Source organism: Mycobacterium sp. 1423905.2, from assembly GCF_001673155.1.
Lineage (GTDB): Bacteria > Actinomycetota > Actinomycetes > Mycobacteriales > Mycobacteriaceae > Mycobacterium.
In genome coordinates, this window is record NZ_LZLE01000058.1 from 1 (window position 1) to 7,236 (window position 7,236).

General features: G+C 63.0%; 7 protein-coding genes and 1 pseudogene. 7 read left to right on the forward strand and 1 reads right to left on the reverse strand.

Annotated elements, in window-relative coordinates; genetic code table 11:
- The 7 genes and pseudogenes from A9W95_RS27430 to A9W95_RS03605 all read left to right on the forward strand — a co-directional run.
- Positions 1–232, forward strand: a 232-nt coding sequence (locus A9W95_RS27430) for a hypothetical protein (RefSeq protein WP_216638125.1), incomplete at its 5' end; no start/stop codon positions are given.
- A 672-nt stretch (positions 233–904) separates the two neighbouring features.
- Positions 905–1,539 (forward strand): annotated as a pseudogene (locus A9W95_RS03580) (helix-turn-helix domain-containing protein); the annotation flags it as partial.
- The gene (istB, locus tag A9W95_RS03585) at positions 1,465–2,217 is read left to right on the forward strand and encodes an IS21-like element helper ATPase IstB (RefSeq protein ID WP_253851547.1); all 753 of its coding nucleotides are present in this window, start codon (positions 1,465–1,467) and stop codon (positions 2,215–2,217) included. The pseudogene A9W95_RS03580 and the gene istB, both read left to right, overlap by 75 nt.
- Before the next feature lie 252 nt (positions 2,218–2,469).
- A complete protein-coding gene (locus A9W95_RS03590; RefSeq protein ID WP_156745979.1) occupies positions 2,470–3,474 on the forward strand; it encodes an MBL fold metallo-hydrolase in 1,005 nt (334 codons plus the stop codon).
- Complete coding sequence (locus tag A9W95_RS03595; protein WP_067409262.1) at positions 3,471–3,995, forward strand: carboxymuconolactone decarboxylase family protein; 525 nt, start codon at positions 3,471–3,473, stop codon at positions 3,993–3,995. The genes A9W95_RS03590 and A9W95_RS03595 overlap by 4 nt, the downstream gene beginning before the upstream one ends.
- A 33-nt stretch (positions 3,996–4,028) precedes the next feature.
- The gene (locus A9W95_RS03600; protein WP_067409263.1) at positions 4,029–5,705 is read left to right on the forward strand and encodes a CocE/NonD family hydrolase; all 1,677 of its coding nucleotides are present in this window, start codon (positions 4,029–4,031) and stop codon (positions 5,703–5,705) included.
- A gap of 78 nt (positions 5,706–5,783) precedes the next feature.
- On the forward strand, positions 5,784–6,383 hold the full coding sequence (locus tag A9W95_RS03605; protein WP_067409264.1) for a TetR/AcrR family transcriptional regulator: 600 nt from the start codon (positions 5,784–5,786) through the stop codon (positions 6,381–6,383).
- A 418-nt stretch (positions 6,384–6,801) separates the two neighbouring features.
- Here A9W95_RS03605 and A9W95_RS27435 read toward each other — a convergent pair.
- A partial coding sequence (locus A9W95_RS27435; RefSeq protein WP_216638126.1) for a TetR/AcrR family transcriptional regulator occupies positions 6,802–7,236 on the reverse strand: 435 nt, incomplete at its 5' end.

Below are 7,236 nucleotides of genomic sequence, written 5' to 3' on the forward strand. Positions count from 1 at the left end.
CATCCAGGCCGCCGAATGGCAGCGCACAAAGACCCGATACGCGAGCCACGGACTATGCGATATGTGCGCCGCGCAGGCCGCGTGGGCGCACCAGAGCATGGGTGACAACTGGACCACGATCCAGCCTCCCTGCGGACGCTGCACCCATATCGTGGCAACGTTCCCGCACCCCACACCCTGCAGCAATTGGCGCAAGACCCTGCGCGTGCGCACTGTCCGCCGGGCGGCGTGATGGGCGTGATCAATCCTTGGACCCGTCACTACCAGGCCGCGTGGGAAAACCGTGCAGTCAACCACAATCTCCCGATGTGGGCGCGCATTTTCTCCCTCGCCTATGGCCGGCATCAGGCGAACGGGCACGCGGTGTTTGGGCGCGGCGAATTGACATGGATCCTGGGCAAGCCCCCGCAGGACGGGAAGCCCTTCGAGAAGGCGAGTCGCCAAGCCATCCATAAGGCTATTGCCGCTGCCATCAGATATGGGTTCCTCGCTGAGGACTCAGGCATGGAGTGTCTGGTCGTGCCCGGACACGCAGTCGCCGGGCCACACGGCAATCCGACAGCCCCCTGTCCGGTCCACGAGCGCAAGTATCGGGCAAGGCGGGCCAAGTTGGGTCGGGTGTCCTGACCCCGTTGTCAACCTGGAGGTTGACGTTACCGCCAACAGTGCGAAAGAACGTCAACCTCCAAGTTTACGCGAGTCAACCTCAGTTATGACATTCGACCTTTTGACCTGCGACTTTATGCGCTCCCTCTTGATTCTTTCTTAGCTGTCTAAATTAAGTGGTGCGAAGCACCTATACGGAGCCGGATGGCGAACGTCCTACAGCCCCTGTTGACGATCCCTGAAAAGTAGACCTCCACGGGTCCCGCAAGTTTGACCCACCCGATGGTCTTTTGGAGGGGTGATTTCGGTGGAGGATTGGGCCCAGATCAGGCGATTACATCGGGCCGAGGGGGTGCCGATCCGCGAAGTGGCACGCCGGCTGGGTGTCTCGCGGAACACGGTGCGAGCGGCCTTGGCCTCTGATCGACCACCGCAGTACCAACGTCCTCCGCGTGGCTCGGTGGCAGATGCCTACGAGTCGCAGATCCGGGCGCTGCTCGTGGAGTGGCCGAAGATGCCCGCGCCGGTGATCGCCGAGCGGATCAGATGGCCGCATTCGATGTCGCCGCTGAAGAAGAAGTTGCAACGTATCCGCCCCGAGTACGTAGGGATCGATCCGGTCGACCGGTTCGTCTACCGGCCCGGCGAGATCGCCCAATGCGATCTGTGGTTTCCCGAGCCGCGGATTTGTGTCGGCGAGGGCCAGCACCGCATGCTGCCTGTGTTGGTGATGGTGTTGGGGTTCTCTCGCATGATCAACGCGGTGATGCTGCCCTCACGCCAAGGCGGGGACATCTTGTCCGGCATGTGGTCGTTGATCTGCGGCTGGGGCCGAGTGCCAAAGACGCTGGTGGGACCGTGAGGCCGCGACTAACCCGCGCATTGAAGATCCCCACCATCAGCCGCTGCTGGGAGGGCCTGGCCGATCAAGCACGCGACGACAATTGGTCCCACGAGGAGTACCTCGCCGCACTGCTGCAACGCCAGCTCGCAGACCGCGAATCCGCCGGAACCGTCATGCGTATCCGCACCGCGCACTTCCCGGCGGTCAAGACATTGGAGGATTTCAACCTCGACCATCTCCCCTCTTTGCGGCGAGACGTATTGGCGCACTTGGCAACCGGAACGTTCGTACCAAAGGCCGAGAACGTCATCCTGCTTGGTCCGCCTGAGATCGGAAAAACCCACATTGCCATCGGACTCGGAGTCAAGGCTGCCCACGCCGGCTACTCGGTACTCTTCGACACCGCCAGCAACTGGATCGCCCGGCTGGCCGGGGCACATCACGCCGGTCAGCTTGAGGCCGAGCTGAAGAAGGTCCGCCGCTACAAGCTCATCATCATCGACGAGGTTGGCTACATCCCGTTCGACCAGGACGCGGCAAACCTGTTCTTTCAGCTCATCGCCTCGCGCTACGAACAGGGCTCGATCATGGTCACCTCGAACCTGCCGTTCGGCCGCTGGGGCGAAACCTTCTCCGACGACGTCGTCGCCGCAGCCATGATCGACCGCCTCGTCCATCACGCCGAAGTGCTGACCCTCACCGGCGACTCCTACCGCACCCGCACACGTCGCGAACTCCTCGGCAAGAACCGCACCAATGGCAGCTGAGCCCCACACCAGCGGTGAGTGTAGAAGCGCGCCGCATGCCCTCCTCGTGGAACATGCTGCCGGCCGCTGAATGCCAAGCTCACGATCGACCTCGAATGTTACGTCGCCGGATGGCCCACCCTGGCAGCGAATCGGCAGTCCGCTTGTATTCCACAGGCGTGGAGTTCTACAATTGTGGAGTTAACGCGGTTTGAACGCTCGAACACCAGGTGCCTGCAAGGTGTCGGGCCCGTGCAGTTTGAAGGAGGAGTGGTGACAGAGAAGACGTTTCCGCACACGCGGGGTTTGCATGATCTGGGTGGCGGCGCGTATGCGTGGCTGCACGGTCCCGGTATGGGAGGCGGCACGGCGAACGCCGGGCTGATCACCAACGGCGGCGAGTCGTTGATCGTGGACACGCTTTTCGACCTCGACCACGCGCGGGCATTCCTGGAGGCGATCGAGCCGATCACCGCGAAAGCACCGGTGAAATACGTGGTGAACACCCACAGCGACGGTGACCACATATACGGCAACCAGTTGTTCGGTGAGGATGTCGACATCATCGCCACCGAGGCGGCGGCGGCCAAGATGTTCCAGAGCACGGTGGATTTGTTTGTGGCCACGACGGTCAGCGGCGAGGAGCCGGGCAGTTATTTCGCGCCGATCAAGGCGGCCTACGGTGCCGAATTCGATTTCCGGGCCGTGCGGGTGCGCAAACCCAACGTGACGTTCTCGGGGCGCAAGACTGTGACCATCGGCGCGCTGCAGGTCGAGCTGATCGATCTCGGACCGGCCCACACCGCCGGCGACCTCATCGTCAGCGTCCCCGAACTCGACGTGGTGCTCACCGGCGACCTTTTCGGCGCGGGCATCGGCACCCCGGTGTGCTGGGACGGCCCGCTGGACCGCTGGATCGAGGCCGTGGATGTCATCCGCAAGCTCGACGCCCGCACCATCGTGTGCGGTCACGGCCCCATCCTGACCGGGGACGACCGCGAAAAGGCCTACGACTCGGTCACCGAGTACCTGCAGAACACCCTCGACGCCGCGACCCGTGCCTTCAACGAAGGCCGATCGGTGCTCGAGGCCATTGAGTACTCGCCGTACTACGGCAAGTTGCCGAACGAACTGCTGCTGCAAAACACCAGCATCGCGTTCCACCACCTCGATAAGCGATTCCCGAAACCTCAGCAGGAGGAGGGCATTTTCGCCACGGCGTTGTTGGCAGCCGAAGCGGCCCAGCTGGAGAAGTTCGGTAAGGACGAGGCGAAATGAGGGTTCCCGACAGCGCCGCGCTGGACCTCACCGGGCTACTGCCCCCTGGTGTCGAGGCACCGAACATCATCAGAATGCTGTCGCGCACCGGGGTCAACATGCGACCTTTCTGGGCATTTGGCATGGCGTTCCGCGACAATGACCAGCTCTCGGACCGGCTGCGTGAGTTGGTGATTCTGCGCGTCGCGGCGCTGACCCGCAGCACCTTCGAACGGGAGCAACACGAGCCGATGGCCCGCGCTGCCGGATGCACCGATGCCGAGGTGGTCGCCGCCCTGGACCTAGAGCGCGACTTGGACGCGGCGTTGCCGCCCGATGCTGCGGCGCTACTTCGGTTCGTCGACCAGGTCGTCGGAAGCTACGGCGACCCGGCCGCCATCGATGGGGTGCAACCGCATTTCACCGACGATCAGATCGCCACCTACACCCTGCTCATTGGGCACTACGTGATGACCGCGATGTTCCTCAAAACCACCGACGTAGCCCCGGACCCGCCGGCCGTGCCCCCGCCCGCCAACTGACCACCACGAGAACCGTTTCCGTCGAGGAGAATCATGACCGAAATTACTGTCGCCTATCGGCCCGCCCCCTCCCCCGAGCTTCCCGAGGCCAAGTGGCGCGGCTTTCACCCGGGCACCACGGTGCTAAAAGCCGGGACCACCCACACACCGGGCGGGCGGGCACTGTCGTGTGACATCCGCCTGGACCGCGATGTCGAGGTCGCTTTACGGGATGGAACCATCATCTACGTCGACGTGTTCCGGCCACTCACCGAGGACCCGGTACCGGCGATCATGGCGTGGAGCCCGTACGGCAAACAGGGCGGTTTCATCACCCTCGATACCTTCCCCAACCGCGCAGGAGTGCCTCAGGATGCAGTCTCCGGGCTGCAGAAGTGGGAAGCCCCCGATCCGGCCTACTGGTGCGCCCACGGCTATGCCGTGGTCAATCCCGACGCCCGCGGCGCCTACGAATCGCACGGCGACATCCAAGTCTTCTCACCCCAAGAAGGCCAAGACGCTGCCGACACCGTGGAGTGGATCGGCACCCAGCCCTGGTGTTCGGGCAAGGTTGCCATGGCGGGAAATTCGTGGCTCGGGGTGGGGCAGTGGCTGACCGCCGCGCAGCGACCGCCCCACCTGGCGGCGATCGCGCCCTGGGAGGGCTTCACCGACGTCTATCGCGAGTTGACCTACCTCGGCGGGATACCGCAGCCCACCTTCATCGAGGGTTTGGTCTCTCATCAGTACGGCCGCAACAAGATCGAAGACGTTCCGGCGATGATGACCAAATACCCTTTGTTCAACGAGTATTGGGACACCAAGCGCATCAACACCGAGGTGATCGACGTTCCGGCGTATGTGGTGGCCAGCTACACCAATGCGCTGCACACCCGGGGCACGCTGCGCGCCTATGCCACCCTCGACCCGGCCAAGACGTGGCTGCGCATTCACAACACCCAGGAGTGGCCTGACTTCTACGCCCATCAGGACGACCTGCGCCGCTTCTTCGATCACGTGCTCAAGGGCCTGGACAACGGGTGGGAGCAGACACCGCGCGTGCGGATGGCCATCTACGATCCTGGGCACGACGACGTGGTCGATTTGCCGCAGACCGCGTTTCCCCCACCTGCGGTCGTCGAGCGCAGCTTCTACCTCGACGCGGCGCACTCCACGATCAGCGAGCAAACCGACGGAATCGACGAATCGTCGGTGAGCTACGTCGCGGCCAGCGAATCCGCGGTGTTCGAGGCTGATTTCGGCGACCTCACCATCACCGGGCCGATGTCGCTGCGCTTGTGGGTGCAAACCGACGGCGAGGACGACATGGATCTCTACGTCGCCGTCCAGAAAACGGGTGCCGACGGCACTGTCCTGGTGCCCGACGTCTTTCCGGGCCTGTCCAGTCACGGCGCCAAAGGCCAACTGCGGGTATCCCACCGGGCCCTCGACGCCACCAGGAGCACCTCGCTGGCGCCGTACCACACCTACGACAACCCTCAGCCGCTGAAGGCCGGGGAGATCGTCGCCGTCGACATCGAGATCTGGCCGATGGCGATGCGCTGGCACGCCGGGGAGAAACTGCGCATCGTGATCGCCGGGAAGGATTTTCAGACCACGATCGGTGCCGCCGGCGAAAAGGAGACCACCACCAACCCTGGCCGCCACATCATCCACACCGGCGGACGCTACGATTCGCACCTTCGGGCACCCGTGCTCCCATCAGACTAAACCGCAGTCTGTCATCGCAGAAATGAGAGATCAGTGACATCGCCGACGCCGGGACCGGCACCACACCAACGGGGTTCTGTGGCGAAGAATCCCGGTGGTCGCCGTCCCGGCGACAGTGGGACCAAAGACGCCATCCTTGATGCGGCGCGTGATCAGTTTGGCGCCAAGGGATATCAGGCCGCCACCATCCGTGGCATCGCCGCCCAGGCCGGAGTCGACCCAGCACTCATCCGGCACTTCTACGGCAACAAGGAGCAACTGTTCGCAGCCACCCTCGATCTACCGACCTGGTTTGGAGACCATATCGAAGGGGTCTTCGACGGAGACACCGCCGGCTTGGGTGAGCGCTGCGTCCGGTCCTTCCTGAACCTGTGGGAGGACCCCGAATCCAGTGCCCCGGTGCAAGCCATGCTGCGCTCGGCCTTCGCCAGCACCGACGCCGCCGAACTGCTACGGGATTTCCTCAGCGCCCGAGTCACCCAAAAACTCGCGAGTGATCTCGCAACCGACCACCCCGATGTGCGGATCGCGTTGACCAGTTCAACTCTGCTCGGCGTCGCCATCGCCCGCTACGTCACCCATGTGGAGCCTATCGCCGACCTCGAATTGGACACGCTGGTCGCTATGCTCGCCCCCTTGATCCAGCAGATATTGACTGACCAGCTACCCGGCTCCTAGCTCGACAACTGGGTCTGGTTGAACTGAACGGTGCGTCTCACCAATCTTCGCTGCGACAGCGGGTCAACTTTAAGAGACCCGTAGAGGATCAATTTTCAGAGACCGTTGACAGCCCCAACCGTCCCTGGCTTTCTACCGAATCTGCGGGCCAATATTGACGTAGGTGATGACCTGCTCGATGCGAACGAGTCGACCTTGGCGTTTGTTGCTGTTGGCCGTGTTGGCCGCCTGAGGAAGCTGCTGGTCAGGCTGTTGACTACGTTGGGTTCGATGGACCGCTGCCAAGACTACTGCGGACGGATTGCGGACGCTCCGCGTTGAATTATTGCCGGAGAGAGAGCGCACGCTGGCTGTGCAAGGCGCAGCAGGACTCGCTATAGGGGTCACCCCCCACCCCGTTGGCGATGCTCCTGTCTGTTCAGGACGGGGCAGGTCCGCCGCCCGGACGCATGCTACGGAGTGCGCTCGCCAAGTATTTGACAAGCACTCCCTGTCGACCGGGAGTTGCTTCGCGAGTTGTGGTGAGCAGTGCGTAGAGGCCGAGCAAAAAGAAGACCGCGCTGTGGAAGGCGTCAATCTCTGGATAGGTTTCACCGCGACTACGTGCTCGTGTGATTTCTGCCGCGAGGAGCACGATAGTGGGATGGTCGGTCCATTGGTCGTCGTTCGGTCGTGTAGGTGAGAAGTACAGGCCGATTACATCTCGGAATAGTGCACTCCCCCAACGATCTTCCAGGTCGACTACGAGTCGGACAATTTCGTCGAGCACGGCGGGTAGGTCATGCGGGGCGTCGAGGAAGCTTGCGAGTTCGCTTGCGACGCGGGCTTCTTCACGGCGGATCAGTTCAAGCAG

Bases quoted from the DNA above. Each gene is read 5' to 3' on its own strand.
- A9W95_RS03595 (WP_067409262.1), top strand. From the start codon at position 3,471: ATGAGGGTTCCCGACAGCGCCGCGCTGGACCTCACCGGGCTACTGCCC.
- A9W95_RS03600 (WP_067409263.1), top strand. From the start codon at position 4,029: ATGACCGAAATTACTGTCGCCTATCGGCCCGCCCCCTCCCCCGAGCTT.